The sequence below is a fragment of the Pantoea phosphatilytica genome (assembly GCF_051025615.1).
Taxonomy (GTDB): domain Bacteria; phylum Pseudomonadota; class Gammaproteobacteria; order Enterobacterales; family Enterobacteriaceae; genus Pantoea.
In genome coordinates, this window is record NZ_JBPFDF010000001.1 from 1,730,292 (window position 1) to 1,746,106 (window position 15,815).

Sequence of the window (15,815 nt, forward strand, 5' to 3'; positions counted from 1 at the left end):
CTACGCAAACTATGACTCAAGTCGCTAAAAAAATACTGGTAACGTGCGCACTGCCTTACGCAAACGGATCAATCCATCTCGGCCACATGCTCGAGCATATCCAGGCAGACATTTGGGTGCGTTATCAGCGAATGCGTGGCAATCAGGTCTTTTTCATCTGCGCCGATGATGCGCACGGCACGCCTATCATGCTGAAAGCCCAGCAGATGGGAATTGCACCGGAGCAGATGATCGCCGAAATGAAAAGCGAGCATGAAGCGGACTTTGCCGGTTTCGATATCAGCTACGACAACTATCACTCGACCCACGGCGACGAGAACCGTGAGCTGGCCGGGCTGATCTACGGACGTCTGAAAGAGAACGGTTTTATTAAGAACCGCACCATTTCCCAGCTCTACGATCCGGAAAAAGGGATGTTCCTGCCGGACCGTTTTGTGAAAGGCACCTGCCCGAAATGTAAAGCGGCCGATCAGTATGGCGATAACTGCGAAGTGTGCGGCGCGACCTACAGCCCGACCGAACTGATTGAGCCGAAATCGGTGGTCTCTGGCGCGACGCCGGAGATGCGTGATTCCGAGCACTTCTTCTTTGATCTGCCGTCGTTCAGCGCGATGCTGCAGGCCTGGACCCGTTCGGGTGCGCTGCAGGATCAGGTGGCGAACAAGATGCAGGAGTGGTTCGAATCCGGCCTGCAGCAGTGGGATATCTCCCGCGATGCGCCTTACTTCGGCTTCGAAATTCCGGACGCGCCAGGCAAATATTTCTACGTCTGGCTGGATGCGCCTATCGGTTACATGGGCTCGTTCAAGAACCTGTGCGACAAACGTGGCGACATCGACTTCGACGAGTTCTGGCGCAAAGACTCCACTACCGAGCTCTATCACTTTATCGGTAAAGACATCGTCTATTTCCACAGCCTGTTCTGGCCAGCGATGCTGGAAGGCAGCAACTTCCGCAAGCCAAACAACCTGTTCGTACACGGCTATGTCACCGTCAACGGTGCCAAAATGTCGAAGTCGCGCGGCACCTTTATTAAAGCCAGCACCTGGCTGCAGCATCTGGATGCCGACAGCCTGCGTTACTACTATGCGGCGAAGCTCTCTTCCCGTATCGACGACATCGACCTTAACCTGGAAGATTTCGTGCAGCGCGTGAATGCCGACATCGTCAATAAAGTGGTTAACCTGGCGTCGCGTAACGCCGGTTTCATCACCAAACGCTTCGACGGCAAGCTGGCCTCTGAGCTGGCCGATCCGGCGCTCTATCAGACCTTTGTTGAGGCTTCTGAGAAGATTGGCGAAGCCTGGGCAAGCCGTGAGTACAGCCGCGCTATCCGCGAGATCATGACGCTGGCCGACCTGGCAAACCGTTATGTCGATGAGCAGGCTCCGTGGGTGGTGGCGAAGCAGGAAGGCCGCGATGCCGATCTGCAGGCGATCTGCTCAATGGGCATCAACCTGTTCCGCATTCTGATGACCTGGCTGAAGCCGGTGCTGCCTTCACTGAGCGCCCGTGCAGAGAGCTTCCTGAACACCGAACTGAGCTGGGATGCGATTGCACAGCCACTGCTCGATCATCAGGTTGCGCCGTTTAAAGCACTCTACAGTCGCATTGAGATGGCGAAGGTAGAGGGGCTGATTGAAGCGTCGAAAGAGGATGCTGCCGCCGCGAATGCGCCAGCCGTCACCGGTCCGCTGGCAGACGCGCCAATTGGTGACACCATCACCATTGATGACTTTGCCAAAGTGGATATGCGCGTTGCCCTGATTGAGCAGGCGGAACTGGTTGAAGGGTCAGACAAACTGCTGCGTCTGCAACTCGACCTGGGCGGTGAGAAGCGCCAGATTTTCTCCGGCATCCGCGCGGCCTACCCGGACCCGTCTGTGCTGGTCGGTAAGATGACCATCATCGTGGCGAACCTCGCGCCGCGTAAAATGCGCTTCGGTATCTCTGAAGGTATGGTGCTCTCCGCCGGACCGGGCGGCAAAGATCTGTTTGTGCTTTCCGTAGACAGCGGTGCCGTTCCGGGCATGCCGGTTAAGTAAGCCGCTGCACGCCGCCGCGTAAACCACGGTGACGTATTGTCCTGACCCTTTGCGTCTGCCCGCAGGCGCAAAGGGTCACTCTCTTCCTCTGCGCACAATCTTCGTTCTTCTGTCTGTCACCCTGCCCTGTAAATGTGATCGCTAGCACGCTAAGCGGTTAATGCGTATGATGATACGCAGTAAAAACAGGAGCCTGCCATGCGCACCCTACTCTCTGTCTGCGGCCGATATCTTCGCGCCTTTATCATTATCTATCTCTGCCTGTACGCCGGCATCGGCCTCGCCGCCCTGCTGCCGATTAAACTGCCCGGCAGTATTCTGGGCATGCTGATCCTGTTCGCACTGCTGGCCTCACAGATCCTGCCGGTAAACTGGGTTAAACCGGGCTGCCATCTGCTGATTCGCTATATGGCGCTGCTGTTTGTGCCAATCAGCGTCGGGGTGATGAGCTACACCGATATTCTGAGCGCCCAGTTCGGGCCTATCGTCATCTCCTGCGTCGTCAGCACGTTTCTGGTGCTCTCGATTGTGGGTGTCAGCGCCCAGCATCTGCACAGCCGCCGCCCGGCAGGAGACGCCGACGATGAGTGAAATATGGTGGTCGCTGCCGCTGACGCTGGCCGCCTTTTTCCTGGCGCGCAGGCTGGCAATCTGGCTGAAAATTTCGCTGCTTAACCCGCTGCTGGTGGCGATGGCGATTATTATTCCGATCCTGCTGCTGCTGCATCTGCCCTATTCGCGCTATTTCGCGGGCAGCCAGATTCTCAATCAGCTCCTGCAGCCCGCCGTGGTGGCGCTGGCGCTGCCGCTGTATGAGCAGATGCACCAGATTCGTGCCCGCTGGAAATCCATTATCGGCGTCTGCTTTATCGGCAGCCTCACCGCCATGACCTCCGGCACCGCCATTGCCCTGTGGCTCGGCGCGACGCCCGAAATTGCCGCCACGATTGTCCCCAAATCAGTGACCACGCCTATCGCGATGGCCGTCTCTGGATCGCTGCATGGCATTCCCGCCATCAGTGCGATCTGCGTGCTGATCGCCGGTGTGCTGGGCGCAGTCTTCGGACATATGGTGCTGAATCTGCTCGGCGTGAAATCGAAAGCAGCACGAGGACTGGCAATCGGCAACGCCTCGCATGCGCTCGGCACGGCGCGCGCCGCCGAACTGGACTTTCAGGAAGGGGCCTTCAGCTCGCTGGCGCTGGTGATCTGCGGGATTATCACCTCACTTCTGGCACCGTTTATTTTCCCGCTGTTGCTGCACAGCTTAAGCTGAAAGTTTGCGAGAGATCTCGCAAAGTTGAAACATGCAACGCAGGTTACATTGTCAGAGCGATGTAGATCACATATAAACCGTTGACCGGCATATCGCCCTGCTGACTTTAATGAGGCTCACATGCAATCCCGTTTCCTCTCTGCGTTTGAGGCATTGCCGTCAACGCTGCAGACCGCACTCGCTCCCCTGCTGAACGATCCCGATTTTCAGGCGGTACTCAGCGCCGACCAGGTCGCCCTGCTGCAGCAACAGACCCGGATGGAAGCCGATGCCCTGGCGCTGGCGCTGCTGCCGCTGGCGGCCGCCTGTGCGGTTGCCACGGTCTCCCATTTCAACGTCGGCGCGATCGCCCGTGGCGTGAGCGGCAACTGGTACTTCGGGGCCAATATGGAGTTTGTCGGCACCCCTATGCAGCAGACGGTGCACGCCGAGCAGAGCGCCATTACGCACGCATGGCTGCGGGGTGAACGCCAGATAGAAACCATCACCGTGAATTACACGCCGTGTGGCCACTGCCGTCAGTTCATGAACGAGCTGAACAGCGGCACCACCATTCGGATCAGCCTGCCGCAACGTGCGGTCAGTACGCTGGCCGACTATCTGCCGGATGCGTTTGGCCCGCGTGATCTCGATATCACCACCTTCCTGATGGATGAGGTGGATCATGGTTATAAAGCCGCAGGCGACGAGCTGGTGCAGGCGGCGGTGGCCGCAGCCAATACCAGCCACGCGCCTTACAGTCAGTCACACGCAGGCGTGGCGCTCCTGACTGAAAACGGTACGATCGTCGCCGGTCGCTATGCCGAAAACGCGGCGTTTAACCCGAGCTTTCCCCCGCTTCAGGCGGCGCTGGTCCTGCTGAATATGCAGGGTGGCGATGTGCATCAGATAAAAAAAGCGGTACTGGCGGAAGCAGAAAATGCCACGTTAAGCCAGTTCGCCGCCACACAGGCGACGCTTGAGACATTTGGTTGCCGTGAGCTGCTACAGGTGACGCTGCACAAAGCATAACCCGCTGCCAGCGCGGCCACACTTTTGTGAGCTTTTATGAAAAAACGCTGTATTTCTGTGGGAAATTTCATAGGATCTGGCGCCAGAATTCACGTCATTACAAATTACTCTGAATAATTCAGGTTGCGGGATGGCAGCACGGTCGTGAATTTTTCGGCAGCGGCACGCTGCCGTTGCCGGGCCTGCAGTCTGAACTATGAGAAGTAAAAAAACTGGCGCTACCTGTCCGGCGTGACGCCAGACAACACTGCAACCGGAGCATCACTGCATGGAACTCGAATACGAAAGTAAACGCCCGCTGTATATCCCTTATGCTGGCCCGATTTTGCTGGAATTTCCCCTTCTGAACAAAGGCAGCGCCTTTACCCTCGAAGAACGTAACGAATTTAACCTCAACGGTCTGCTGCCAGAAGCGGTGGAGTCGATCGAAGAGCAGGCGAAGCGCGCCTGGCGTCAGTTCCAGGACTTCAAAAACAATAACGATAAGCATGTCTACCTGCGAAACATTCAGGACACCAACGAAACGCTGTTCTACCGCCTGCTGGATAACCATCTCGAAGAGATGATGCCGATTATCTACACGCCGACCGTCGGCGCTGCCTGTGAACACTTCTCTGAAATCTACCGCCGTGCGCGTGGGGTTTTCATCTCCTACCCTAACCGCGACCGCATCGAAGACATGCTGCAGAACGCCACCAAACAGAATGTGAAGGTGATTGTGGTCACCGACGGTGAGCGTATCCTGGGCCTCGGCGACCAGGGCATCGGCGGCATGGGTATCCCGATCGGTAAGCTCTCGCTCTATACCGCCTGTGGCGGCATCAGCCCGGCGTACACCCTGCCGGTGGTGCTGGATGTCGGCACCAATAACCAGCAGCTGCTGAACGATCCGCTCTATATGGGATGGCGTCATCCGCGCATCACCGGCGAAGAGTATGACGCGTTCGTGAACGAGTTTATCCAGGCCGTGAAACGCCGCTGGCCGAAAGTGCTGCTGCAGTTTGAAGATTTTGCCCAGAAGAACGCCATGCCGCTGCTGAACCGCTATCGCGATGAAGTCTGCTGCTTCAACGATGACATTCAGGGCACCGCCGCCGTGACCGTGGGAACGCTGATCGCCGCCAGTCGCGCCGCCGGAAGCCGCCTGTGTGAGCAGAAAGTGGTGTTCCTGGGAGCCGGTTCCGCCGGTTGTGGCATCGCGGAACAGATCATCGCGCAGATGAAGTCTGAAGGTCTGAGTGATGATGAAGCACGCAGCCGCGTTCTGATGGTGGATCGCTTTGGTCTGCTCACGGACAAACTGCCGAACCTGCTCGATTTCCAGAGCAAGCTGGTGCAGAAGAGCGAAAGCCTGCAGGACTGGGATGTCACCAACGACTCTATCTCACTGCTGGATGTGGTGCGCAATGCCAGACCGGATATCCTGATTGGCGTCTCCGGCCAGCCGGGCCTGTTCACCGAAGAGATTATCCGCGAGATGCACAAGCACTGTAGCCGCCCTATCGTGATGCCGTTGTCGAACCCGACATCACGCGTGGAAGCCACACCTGCCGATATCATTGCCTGGACCGACGGTGCTGCACTGGTTGCCACTGGCAGCCCGTTCTCACCGGTGAGCTGGAATGGTAAAACCTACCCGATTGCGCAGTGCAACAACTCCTATATCTTCCCGGGTATTGGTCTGGGCGTGATCGCCTCGGGTGCCAGCCGCGTGACTGACACCATGCTGATGACCGCCAGCCGTGCGCTCGCCGACTGCTCGCCACTGGTGAACGAAGGTGAAGGTCCGGTTCTGCCGGAGATCAAAGATATTCAGGGCGTTTCGAAGATTATTGCGATGGAAGTGGGTAAAGCCGCGCAGCTGGCCGGCGTTGCCGTCGTAACTTCTGAAGATGTCTTGTCGCAGGCTATCGCCAATAACTTCTGGCTGCCGCAGTATCGTCATTATCGCCGTACCTCGATTTAATCTTCAGACTGCCGGATCGCTTTTCGATCCGGCAGTGTTCAAAAAGAGCACAGCCAGCCGCCGCTAACTTGCTTCGCTGCGACAGCTCAAGTAGCCTTGTCCCATCTCAAAATTCTGACATCGAGTCTCCAGGCGCATGCTGAAACGCGTTCTCATTGGTCTGCTTTTCATCATCTTACTGATGATGGCGACGGCGCTCGGCCTTGATCGCTGGATCAGCTGGAAAACTGCGCCCTTTATCTACGAGAATGTCGCCTCTTTGCCTCATCGTCAGGTTGGCGTGGTGCTGGGAACGGCGAAATATTATCGGACCGGCGTCATCAATCAGTATTATCTCTACCGCATACAGGGTGCGCTGAACGCCTATAACAGCGGCAGAATAAACTATCTGCTGTTGAGCGGTGATAACGCGCAGCAGAGCTACAACGAGCCAATGACCATGCGCCGCGATTTAATCAAGGCAGGGGTCGATCCGGCTGATATCGTGCTCGATTATGCCGGCTTCCGCACGCTCGATTCGATAGTGCGCACCCGCAAGGTATTCGACACCAACGACTTCATTATTATTACGCAGCGCTTCCACTGTGAGCGGGCCCTGTTTATTGCCCTGCAACTCGGTATTCAGGCGCAGTGCTACGCCGTGCCATCGCCAAAAAATATGCTTAGCGTACGCTTCCGTGAGGTCGGTGCCCGGCTGGGTGCGCTGGCGGATCTTTTCCTGCTGAAACGCGAGCCCCGCTTCCTGGGTCCGCTGGTGCCAATTCCTGCCGTGCGCGATGTGCCCGAAGATACGCAAAGTTATCCGGCAGTGACGCCGGAGCAGCTGCTGGAACTCGAGCAGAAGCTGCGCAAATAGCGACACAAAAGCAGTTCCGGCGCTGATGCGCAGAGCCCGGTAGTTCTCACCGCAATCAATAAGCTCAGCGCGCAGGGAACAGGTTCAGAAGAGGAAAGCGTCCCGCGTCAGTGACGACGCGGGCCGAGCGTGTCACGGATGACAGGTTTAGCGTCTTTCCGATCTGACCCTGTTCCCTGCGCCTGCTCCGTCTGACAGCGTCACCGCACAGCACTCCGCCTGAAACGAGCGGACCGGGCGCCTCAGGGACTTGCTTAGCATCTTCTGAAGCCCTGCTGTTCCACTCGCTTACGCCATCTCACAGCATTACCCCCTATCTGACCCATAAAAAAAGCGACCCGAAGGTCGCTTTCCTGTTGTTCGATCAGCCTTACTTCTTGCGCGAATACTTCAGTGAATCCAGCGCCACGGCGAAAATGATGATGCCGCCTTTGATAATGTACTGCCAGTAAGGGTTAACGCCGATATAGGTCAGACCGTAGTTGATTACGGTGAAGATCAACACACCGGTAACCACACCCGCCACGCTTCCCACACCACCGGCGAAGGAGACGCCGCCGACCACGCAGGCAGCAATCGCATCCAGCTCATACATAAAGCCGAGGTTGTTAGTCGCCGAACCGATACGACCCGCTTCCAGCATCCCGCCAAAGGCATAGAACACACCTGACAGCGCATAGATCATGATCAGGTTCAACGGCACGTTCACACCTGACACTTTCGCCGCTTCCGGGTTACCGCCGATAGCAAAAATGTTTTTGCCAAAGCGGGTTTTGTTCCACAGCACCCAGACGAAAACAATGGCAATCACGGCATAGAAGGTGATGAAGGAGAGTTTAAAATCACCGAAACGCAGGAAGCCCTGGGTGAATTTAGAGAACCCGGCATCAAAACCCGCAATCGGTGATGCACCCACAAAGTCGTAATAGAGAGAGTTGATACCATAAACGATGATCATGGTGCCCAGCGTGGTGATAAATGGCGTGACCTTCAGGTACGCGATAATCACACCGTTGACCAGACCAATCACCCCGCCGATGATGCACACGGTCAGGATAACCAGAGGGATTGGCACCGTATCCAGCGTCGGGAAGACTTTGTTGGCGTTATCCATCGCCTGCAACAGTGTTGCCGCAACCACCGCCGCCAGACCTACCTGACGACCGGCTGACAGGTCCGTACCCTGGGTCACGATCAGCCCTGCCACACCCAGTGCAATAATAATACGCACCGACGACTGAGTCAGGATATTACTCAGGTTCATTAAACTTAAGAATGAAGGATCCTGGAAAATAATAATAGCCAGCAATACCAGCAGAACGACATAAATGCCGCCCTCTTTTAACCAGGTTAGCGCATTCTTTTTTGTAGTCGCTTTCATGTTAACAGCCCTTGCTTCATTAAAGGTGTAATGACGCTAAACGCAATATTTCGTTCTGCGTGGTCGTTTTGGTATCAACTATGCCTGCCACCAGTCCGTTACTCATTACCAGAATACGGTCGGTAATGCCTAACAGCTCCGGCATTTCGGATGAGATAATAATGATGCCCTTCTCTTTTTTCGCCAGCTCAGCAATCAACTGGTAAATTTCGAATTTTGCCCCCACGTCAATACCGCGCGTAGGTTCATCAAGCATCAGGATTTCAGGCTGGGTCAATAACCAGCGGCCAATAATCACTTTTTGCTGGTTACCGCCCGAAAGCGAACCAATCTGGGTATGGTGGCCAGGCGTTTTTACCCGCATTGAATCGATCACCCACTGGGTATCACTCTTCATGCGTTTATTATCCAGCAGCCCCATACTGTTTTTATATTTTTTGATATTGGAAATAAGCGAGTTAAATCCAATGTCGAGGTAAGCATAAATACCGGTCGAACGGCGCTCTTCCGTCACCAGCGCAAAGCCGTGGTTAATGGCTTCATTGGCGCTGTGGTTATTAATCGGTTTGCCATGGAGTTTTATGGTGCCGCCCGACTTTTCGCGAATGCCAAACAGCGTTTCGACGATATCGGTACGTTTGGCGCCCACCAGCCCGGCAATGCCGAGGATCTCCCCTTTACGCAGATCAAATGAGATGTCGCGAATCGAAGGCTGACGCAGAGAGGTGAGATTACGCACCTCAAGAATCGTTTCACCCGGCACGTTGGTACGATCAGGGAAACGCTGATTCAGTGAACGGCCGACCATCATGGCGATGATCTTATCCATATCCAGCCCTTCCAGCGGCTGAGTGGCGATCCACTGACCATCGCGCAGAATCGTGATCTCATCACACAGCTGGAAAATCTCTTCCATCTTGTGCGAAATATAAACAATGCCACAGCCGCGATCTTTCAGCTTACGGATAATCGTGAACAGATGATTAACCTCTTTCTCGGTTAACGAGGAGGTCGGCTCATCCATAATCACAATTTTCGCGTCATAGGAGAACGCTTTGGCGATTTCAATCATCTGCATCTGTGAGACAGACAGATTGGCCACTTTGTCGCGCGGATCGATATCGATATCCAGCTCGTCAAAAATCGCTTTGGTATCCTGGTACATTTTATCCTGATCAACAAAGAATCCTTTGCGCGGATAACGTCCCAGCCACATGTTGTCCATGACCGTACGCTGCAGAACCAGGTTTAATTCCTGATGCACCATTGACACGCCATTTTCCAGCGCCTCTTTGGAACTTTTATAATCGATCTCATTACCCTGGAACAGAATACTGCCGGTATCTTTTTTATAAATACCAAACAGGCATTTTAATAAGGTGGATTTCCCGGCACCGTTCTCGCCCATTAATGCATGAACAGAGTGAGGCCGCACTTTTAAATTCACATTATCTAACGCTTTAACACCGGGAAATGATTTAGAGACATTCGTCATTTCCAGCAGATATTCTCGCTGCGCGGTCGTATTATCACTGGCCATAATTTACCTGGCTAAAAAACGGTGGTGACATAAAAAAGGCGCGACAGCGGTCGCGCCCGTAATCGATCTTATTTCTGGAACTGAGACAGGTTTTCTTTATCAACCGGCACGTAAGGAACGCGGACGATCTTATCAACCATCTTGAAGTTGGTTCCGTCAGTAGCGGCTTTGCCGTTTGCCAGGTTGTTGGCAATATCCAGCGTCGCTTTCGCCTGGTTTTCAGCATCGTTAAGCACGGTACCGGCCAGCGCACCGGATTTCACCAGCGCCAGGGCTTCTGGCAGGGCATCGACGCCGAAGACAGGAATAGAGGACATGTTATGCGCTTTCAGCGCTTCAACCGCACCCATCGCCATGGCGTCGTTGTTAGCAATCACCACTTCGATTTTCTTCGCGTTCGGGCCAGAGAGCCACGCATCCATCTTATCTTTAGCCTGCGCGGTGTCCCACATCGCCGTATCCATCGCTAACTGCTGCGTTTTCAGGCCATCTTTGTTCAGGGTGTCGATCACATATTTGGTACGGGCTTCCGCATCCGGGTGGCCTGGCTCGCCTTTCAGCAGCACAAACTGGATGGTGCCATCTTTGTTCAGATCCCAGGCTGGCGTCGCTTTCCAGTGCTTCTCAATCAGCTTGCCCTGGATAATGCCGGACTCTTTAGAGTCAGTACCCACGTAATAGGCTTTGTCGTAACCGGCCAGCACTTTGGCATTCGGCTCTTTGTTGAAGAAGACAACCGGCACGTCGTTGGCACGCGCTTTATCCACCACCACCGCAGCAGCGGCCGGGTCAACCAGGTTAATCGCCAGTGCTTTCACGCCTTTAGCCATCAGCACGTCAATCTGGTCGTTCTGTTTAGACTGGTCATTCTGCGAGTCATTCATCAGCAACTGCACGCCACCGATGGTTTTCGCTTCTTTCTCGATATCTTTGCGCACCATTGACATGAAGTTGTCATCATATTTGTAAATGGTTACCCCGATGCGGGTATCAGCTGCGTGAGCGGTTGCGCCAAACATCATGCTGGCGACCAGGGCGGTAAGCGTGAAAACCTTCTTATTCATGGTATCTCCGGTTTTATTATGCAGGGTCTTTTTAGCGCTGCCGCGCAACCAGGCGGCAGACCAATCGGTAAAACAGACGGGCGCGCTGGCTAACGTAATAAGGGCGTTAAGCCTTTGAACGCCATCTCAAACCTGACTTCCCTGTGCCAGAATGCTTCCCTGAGGCGGGTGTAAACCCGATAACCGGCTACTGAGACCACAACTGATGCCGTTACACTGGCGTTACATAATGTTTCAGTCCGGTAAGACGCTGCCATCATAGTGAGGGCAATGTTAATTAACTGTGAATGTAATCACAGATTGAAAACGGTTACATGCCTGAATCGCCTGAATTAGTGACGGACTCCACATTTTGCCGCAGCGCCACCGAATGACGCCGCACCAGGGTCGGCATAAAGATGTGTGTTGCGGTGTCATCAAGCACGCCAGCCGCGCCCTGTAACGCCAGCTCAGTGGCGATTTTTGCCATAGAAATAATGGGATAGCGGACGGTGGTTAACTGCGGATCGGTGTAACGTGAGATAGGAATGTCATCAAAGCCAATGACAGAAAAATGCTGTGGCACCTGAATGCCGTTATCTTTCAGCGCAGTGAGCGCGCCCGCCGCCATGCCGTCGTTGTAGGCAAACACGGCAGTGAGATTCAGATTTCGTCCCAGCAGCTCCACCATCGCGGCTTCACCCCCCTGCATATCCGGCTCCGCGCTGGCGATCCAGCTCTCCTGAGGCCGGATGCCCTGCTCTGCCATCGCCTGCAGCCAGCCCTCGCGACGCTGTGCCACATCCTCGATAGGATGGCTGGAGCAGAGATAACCGATGCGGCTATGTCCCTGCTGTAACAGAGTGCGTGAGGCCATCAGTGCCCCGGTAACGTTATCAAGGCTGACGCTGCGATGTTCAAAGCCGGGGACGATGCGATTGATGACGACCATGCCCGGCACATGCTGCATAAACTCCGCCAGCTCCGCGTCCGGCAGGGTCTTGGCATGGACCACCAGGGCGCTGCAGCGCTGCCGAATCAGCACTTCGATCGCATGGCGCTCTTTCTCTTCCTGATGCCAGGAGTTGCTGATTAACACATGCTTATGGACGCGCTGCGCCACGGTATCGACCGCTTTCACCAGCGCCCCGAAGAAGGGATCGGAAACATCCATTACCACCACCCCGATTGTGTCGCTGACCTGCGTGGCCAGCGCCTGGGCGTTGGCATTGGGACGATAGCCCAGCGCTTCGACTGCCTGTAACACGGCGTCGCGGGTGTCAGAGGTCACGGCGTTGCTCTGATTAAGCACGCGCGACACGGTCGCTACGGATACGCCAGCCTGACGGGCAACATCACGGATTGTTATCATGCAGCAGTTCCAGAAAGGAAAAAGAGGGCATCACGCCGGGTTGTACACCGGCGCTATTTTGTCAGGGGCAGGCAATGTGCAGCGTGAATTGCGTCACATCAATGAAAACGGTTACATACAATTCTGTAACCTTTGTGATGGCGGTCATTATCCTGCGCGATCGGTGAGGCGCGATTTACCGGCGGAGAACAGCGTAAGCCGCCGCCACAGCCACTCCAGCGGACCCTGAGCGAAGAAATGTAACCAGATGAGTGAAAACAGGATATTGATGAGCCATATCAGCGGCACCATCATGACCAGTTCCAGCCGGGTAAAGTGCATATAGAGGTTAAAGCGATAAAAAAGCGTGGTGCAGATAAGTGACTGTAACAGATAGTTGGTCAGCGCCATGCGGCCAACACACTGGATGGCATGGCTGATACGCCAGCGCGCTATCTGCGGCCAGTAAGCCAGACAGAGCGCGGCATAGCCCAGGCTGATGAGCGGACTGGCGAGATCGCGCGGCGTCTGCAGATAGAAGCCGCTCCAGCGAAACTCCCAGTGTAACAGCCACTGCGCGGCCACCCCGGCAACCGCGATGGCGAATCCGGGCGTCAGCAGTCGTGCCGCCGCCTGGCGATAGTGCTGCGCGGAAAACTGACCGGTCAGCCAGCCGCTGCGTAATAGTGCGCCGCCGATCATCATCAGGCCCGCCAGCTGCCAGCCATACTGCGCCGCCAGCGCCATCAGCCCGGAAGAGAGATGGTCCAGCCGGTTCTGTACGGCTTCCCACCCGCCGGTGAGTTTCCAGTACTGTTCATATTGCAGATCGGCAGCGCCTGGCAGCCAGGAACGGGTCGGTTCGGGGTCGGAGATCGACCCGAACACCAGCAGCACGCCACAGCCCACCAGATAGAGCAGAATACCGGTATTCATCAGACTGCGGGTGGATGGAACGTCGCGCAACACCCGCCAGACCACCAGCCCGATCACACCGTAATCCAGCAGGATATCGCCCTCCCACAAAAAAACCGCATGCAGGAAACCGATTATCACCAGCAGTGAGAGCCTGGCCGTCAGCCAGCGGCTGCCACGCGGCAGCTGCAGCTGCAGACCCGCGCCAAACAGCAGGGCAAACAGGGTGAGGAATTTGAGCTGGGCGAAGGTGTCAGAGAGCGCCCAGGTCCAGGCATCGCTCAGGGTGACACTGCCCTGCCAGGCGGGATTGAGATAGGCGGCCGAGGGCAAGCCAAAGCCGACGATATTAAGCAGCAGAATGCCGAGAATGGCACAGCCACGAATGAAATCCAGCGCGTGATAGCGTTGCATGCGGCACCCTGCCCCAATGAGGCGGGCTACGTTATGCGCCCGCCGTAAATTCAACTATGGCGCACCGCGCGCAAAAATTCCTGGCGGGTATTCTGACTGGACTTAAACAGACCGCCCAGGGAGGTCGTGGTGGTGGCGCTGGTGGCATCTTTCACGCCACGCGCTTTCACACAGTAATGCACCGCATCAATGGAGACGGCGACATTATTGGTGCCCAGCAGCGTCTGCAGCGCGACCAGAACCTGCTGCGTCAGACGCTCCTGCACCTGCGGACGCTGGGCAAAGAACTGGACGATGCGGTTGATTTTCGACAGGCCAATCACCTTATCTTTCGGGATATAGGCGACGGTGGCTTTACCGTCGATGATCACAAAATGGTGTTCACAGGTGCTGGTCAGGGTGATGTCGCGCACGGTCACCATCTCATCAACCTTCATCTTATTTTCGATAACGGTGATTTTCGGGAAGTTGGCGTAGTCGAGACCGGAAAAGACCTCATCCACATACATTTTGGCGATGCGGTGTGGCGTTTCCATCAGGCTGTCATCTTCCAGATCCAGATTCAGCAGCTGCATGATCTCCGTCATGTGCCCGGCAATCAGGCTCTTACGCGTTTCGTCATCAATGTCGCGCGTCGGTGCACGTAACGGCGTTTCCAGTCCTCGCGCCAGCAGCGCTTCATGGACCAGGGCAGCTTCCTGACTTAAGGTGCTCATCGTACTCTTCTCCGGCTGGTGTTGCGCCCGCAAGCCTTTGCCAGCGGGCCCTGTAATCAGGCGCGTATTGTGAAACTTTCTTTGCGGGGAATCCAGCAATCAATCAGATTGGTGAAGAAAGCTTTTTATCCGGTTCGTCGCCAGACCAGCAGACCCGCCCAGACCAGGCTGATCCCGGCGACCCACAGGGCAGGCTCCAGCCGGTGCCAGAGGATGGCAGAGAGAAAGGAGAGCAGCGGCCCGGCCAGCTGGCCGATCGCATAGCCGGTGGTGAGCAGGCCCGCCATGTAGCGCAGATGGTCAGGTGCCAGTTCGCGGGCACAGAGCATTGAGAGCTGCACCACGCTGAGGAAGCCGCCGCCCACCAGCAACGCGCCTGCCAGCAGACCACTGAAGCCTGGCAGCAGAGCCGCAGCAAAAACGCCCAGCGCCTGCGCCCAGAGCACCAGCGCCAGCCGGACGTGGCTGTGCCCCCATCGGCGTGTCAGGATCCCCAGCCCGATGCCGATCACCGCTGCGCCCCCAAAAACGGGCCAGACAAACTGCGCGAAGATGCCGTCAGGAAAGCGCGTGGCCGCCATCTGCGACAAAAAGGTGGCGGGCAGAATGTAGCCGAAGCCCGCCAGCGTGTAACTCGCGACCAGACGTTTAAGGTTGCGATCCAGCACCAGCGGTACAGGCGTCTGATCGGGGCGATGCAGTTCACCCGGACGCGGCAGATGTCGGGTGATGAGCGCGATCAGCAGCAGCGCCAGCGTACCGTAGGCGGCCCAGGCCACACCGGCAGAGACCTGCAGCGTATGCAGCAGCACGCCCAGCAGGCCGCTGACAAAAATGCCGCACCCTGGCCCGGCAAAAACGGCGGCCGACAGCCCTGCCCGCCCGTGACGATGCAGCTGTTCATTGCTCCAGGCCGCGACCAGCACCATCGCCCAGCCGCTGGCCCAGCCAATCAGAAAGCGGATTGCGCCATGCAGCCATGGCCCGCTGGCGAAGGCGGAAAGCAGGGTCAGGATCACTGCGCCCCACACGCCCGCCTGCAGCCGCAGCTCGACCCGTCTGTGCGCCCGCATCGCATCAAACGAGCCGCACAGATAGCCCAGATAGTTAAACGCGGCGACCAGGCTGGCGCTGGTAAGCGTCAGCTGGTGTGCCTGAATCATCAGCGGCACCTGGGGCGTAAAGGCAAAGCGGCCAATCCCCATAGCCACAAATAAAGTTAAAAACGCGCTGAGCGCGACGCGTAACGCCATTGCTGAACTCCTGCTGTGCTGCCCTGAGATCTCATCTGACTTGCTAAC

Annotated in this window: 13 protein-coding genes; 6 read left to right on the plus strand and 7 right to left on the minus strand. The window is 56.2% G+C overall.

The window, feature by feature from the left end; genetic code table 11:
* Positions 1-11: 11 nt before the first annotated feature.
* The 6 genes from metG (at position 12) to sanA (ending at position 7,154) form a co-directional block, all read left to right on the plus strand.
* Complete coding sequence (gene metG / locus ACR6AS_RS08420) at positions 12-2,045, plus strand: methionine--tRNA ligase (protein ID WP_111138773.1); 2,034 nt, start codon at positions 12-14, stop codon at positions 2,043-2,045.
* A 198-nt stretch (positions 2,046-2,243) separates the two neighbouring features.
* Entirely contained in the window at positions 2,244-2,636 is a 393-nt protein-coding gene (locus ACR6AS_RS08425; protein ID WP_111138772.1) for a CidA/LrgA family protein, read from the plus strand.
* Positions 2,629-3,321, plus strand: a complete 693-nt coding sequence (locus tag ACR6AS_RS08430) for a CidB/LrgB family autolysis modulator (protein WP_111138771.1) — start codon at positions 2,629-2,631, stop codon at positions 3,319-3,321. Before ACR6AS_RS08425 ends, ACR6AS_RS08430 begins: the two co-directional genes overlap by 8 nt.
* 120 nt (positions 3,322-3,441) lie before the next feature.
* Positions 3,442-4,332 carry a cytidine deaminase gene (cdd, locus tag ACR6AS_RS08435; protein ID WP_111138770.1) on the plus strand — a complete coding sequence of 297 codons (891 nt, stop codon included), beginning with the start codon at positions 3,442-3,444 and terminating at the stop codon, positions 4,330-4,332.
* 268 nt (positions 4,333-4,600) lie between these two features.
* Entirely contained in the window at positions 4,601-6,298 is a 1,698-nt protein-coding gene (locus ACR6AS_RS08440; RefSeq protein WP_111138769.1) for an NAD-dependent malic enzyme, read from the plus strand.
* Positions 6,299-6,434: 136 nt separating this feature from the next.
* A complete protein-coding gene (sanA, locus tag ACR6AS_RS08445) occupies positions 6,435-7,154 on the plus strand; it encodes an outer membrane permeability protein SanA (RefSeq protein ID WP_111138768.1) in 720 nt (239 codons plus the stop codon).
* A 370-nt stretch (positions 7,155-7,524) separates the two neighbouring features.
* On the opposite strand, the gene mglC is transcribed toward sanA, so the two are convergent.
* The 7 genes from mglC to ACR6AS_RS08480 all read right to left on the minus strand — a co-directional run bounded on the left by mglC (position 7,525) and on the right by ACR6AS_RS08480 (position 15,767).
* Positions 7,525-8,535, minus strand: coding sequence for a galactose/methyl galactoside ABC transporter permease MglC (gene mglC, locus ACR6AS_RS08450; RefSeq protein ID WP_111138767.1), 1,011 nt, complete (start codon positions 8,533-8,535; stop codon positions 7,525-7,527).
* A 19-nt stretch (positions 8,536-8,554) separates the two neighbouring features.
* Positions 8,555-10,075 (minus strand): galactose/methyl galactoside ABC transporter ATP-binding protein MglA, encoded by a 1,521-nt coding sequence (mglA, locus tag ACR6AS_RS08455; protein ID WP_111138766.1) that lies wholly within the window; start codon positions 10,073-10,075, stop codon positions 8,555-8,557.
* Positions 10,076-10,143: 68 nt separating this feature from the next.
* Positions 10,144-11,139 carry a galactose/glucose ABC transporter substrate-binding protein MglB gene (mglB, locus tag ACR6AS_RS08460; protein WP_111138765.1) on the minus strand — a complete coding sequence of 332 codons (996 nt, stop codon included), beginning with the start codon at positions 11,137-11,139 and terminating at the stop codon, positions 10,144-10,146.
* A 310-nt stretch (positions 11,140-11,449) separates the two neighbouring features.
* On the minus strand, positions 11,450-12,490 hold the full coding sequence (galS, locus tag ACR6AS_RS08465) for an HTH-type transcriptional regulator GalS (protein WP_111138764.1): 1,041 nt from the start codon (positions 12,488-12,490) through the stop codon (positions 11,450-11,452).
* 147 nt (positions 12,491-12,637) lie between these two features.
* The gene (gene yeiB, locus ACR6AS_RS08470; protein ID WP_111138763.1) at positions 12,638-13,798 is read right to left on the minus strand and encodes a DUF418 domain-containing protein YeiB; all 1,161 of its coding nucleotides are present in this window, start codon (positions 13,796-13,798) and stop codon (positions 12,638-12,640) included.
* Positions 13,799-13,848: 50 nt separating this feature from the next.
* On the minus strand, positions 13,849-14,514 hold the full coding sequence (gene folE, locus ACR6AS_RS08475) for a GTP cyclohydrolase I FolE (protein WP_111138762.1): 666 nt from the start codon (positions 14,512-14,514) through the stop codon (positions 13,849-13,851).
* Positions 14,515-14,639: 125 nt separating this feature from the next.
* Entirely contained in the window at positions 14,640-15,767 is a 1,128-nt protein-coding gene (locus ACR6AS_RS08480) for a YbfB/YjiJ family MFS transporter (protein WP_111138761.1), read from the minus strand.
* Between the last annotated feature and the right edge of the window lie 48 nt (positions 15,768-15,815).

Bases quoted from the DNA above. Each gene is read 5' to 3' on its own strand.
- metG (WP_111138773.1), top strand. From the start codon at position 12: ATGACTCAAGTCGCTAAAAAAATACTGGTAACGTGCGCACTGCCTTAC.
- cdd (WP_111138770.1), top strand. From the start codon at position 3,442: ATGCAATCCCGTTTCCTCTCTGCGTTTGAGGCATTGCCGTCAACGCTG.
- mglB (WP_111138765.1), bottom strand. From the start codon at position 11,139: ATGAATAAGAAGGTTTTCACGCTTACCGCCCTGGTCGCCAGCATGATG.
- galS (WP_111138764.1), bottom strand. From the start codon at position 12,490: ATGATAACAATCCGTGATGTTGCCCGTCAGGCTGGCGTATCCGTAGCG.
- ACR6AS_RS08440 (WP_111138769.1), top strand. From the start codon at position 4,601: ATGGAACTCGAATACGAAAGTAAACGCCCGCTGTATATCCCTTATGCT.
- ACR6AS_RS08480 (WP_111138761.1), bottom strand. From the start codon at position 15,767: ATGGCGTTACGCGTCGCGCTCAGCGCGTTTTTAACTTTATTTGTGGCT.
- yeiB (WP_111138763.1), bottom strand. From the start codon at position 13,798: ATGCAACGCTATCACGCGCTGGATTTCATTCGTGGCTGTGCCATTCTC.
- ACR6AS_RS08430 (WP_111138771.1), top strand. From the start codon at position 2,629: ATGAGTGAAATATGGTGGTCGCTGCCGCTGACGCTGGCCGCCTTTTTC.
- sanA (WP_111138768.1), top strand. From the start codon at position 6,435: ATGCTGAAACGCGTTCTCATTGGTCTGCTTTTCATCATCTTACTGATG.
- ACR6AS_RS08425 (WP_111138772.1), top strand. From the start codon at position 2,244: ATGCGCACCCTACTCTCTGTCTGCGGCCGATATCTTCGCGCCTTTATC.
- folE (WP_111138762.1), bottom strand. From the start codon at position 14,514: ATGAGCACCTTAAGTCAGGAAGCTGCCCTGGTCCATGAAGCGCTGCTG.
- mglA (WP_111138766.1), bottom strand. From the start codon at position 10,075: ATGGCCAGTGATAATACGACCGCGCAGCGAGAATATCTGCTGGAAATG.
- mglC (WP_111138767.1), bottom strand. From the start codon at position 8,535: ATGAAAGCGACTACAAAAAAGAATGCGCTAACCTGGTTAAAAGAGGGC.